Below are 762 nucleotides of genomic sequence, written 5' to 3'. Positions count from 1 at the left end.
GTTCGAGCCGACGACGTAGCTGCTCTGTTCCGAGGCCAGGAAGGCCACGACCGCGGCGGCCTCCTCGGGCCGGCCCATGCGGCCCTTGGGCACGGTCGCGGCGACGTGCTCCTTGATGGCCCGGGCGGCCTCCTCGTCGCCGAAGGCCGCGGTGCCCCCGGGAGTCTCGATCCATGCCGGCGAGACCACGTTGACCCGGATGCCACGGCCCTTGAGTTCGGTGGACCACGTCCGCGCGAAGGACCGGACCGCCGCCTTCGACGCCGCGTACGCGCCGAACGCCTCCATCCCGCGGTCGGCGGCCGTCGAACCGACCAGGACGACCGAGGCCCCGTCGTTGAGCACCGGCAACGCCTTCTGCACGGTGAACACCGTGCCCCGGGTGTTGACCGCGAAGGTCTGGTCGAAATGCTCCTCGGTGGTCTGTTCCAGCGTCATGAACGAACCGACCGCCGCGTTCGCCACGAGCACGTCCAAACCCTCACCTCGCGCCCGGACCGCCTCGTAGAGCCGGTCCAGATCCTCCGGCCTCGCGATGTCACCGACGACCGCGGTGGCCCGGTCCGTTCCGACGGCCTTGACGGCGGCCTCCAGTTCGGCCTCGCGTCGCCCGGTGACGAACACATACGCACCCTCGTCCGCCAGCCGAACGGCGGTCGCCAGACCGATACCGGCGCTGCCCCCGGTGACCACCGCCGTCTTGCCTTCCAGCTGTCCCATGTGGGTGTCTCCAAAACTTTCTCGTAGCCGATCCGTCCGACA

At 70.1% G+C, this 762-nt stretch carries 1 protein-coding gene; it reads right to left on the bottom strand.

All coding sequences use genetic code 11. The features are described from left to right. Positions 1-720, bottom strand: a 720-nt coding sequence (locus CTZ28_RS46380) for an SDR family NAD(P)-dependent oxidoreductase (protein ID WP_121895960.1), incomplete at its 3' end; no start/stop codon positions are given. Positions 721-762 lie beyond the last annotated feature (42 nt).

Source organism: Streptomyces shenzhenensis, from assembly GCF_003688995.1.
GTDB lineage: Bacteria > Actinomycetota > Actinomycetes > Streptomycetales > Streptomycetaceae > Streptomyces > Streptomyces shenzhenensis_A.
The sequence above is the reverse complement of the archived record's forward strand: the minus strand, read 5'-3'. Positions and strand labels throughout refer to the sequence as shown.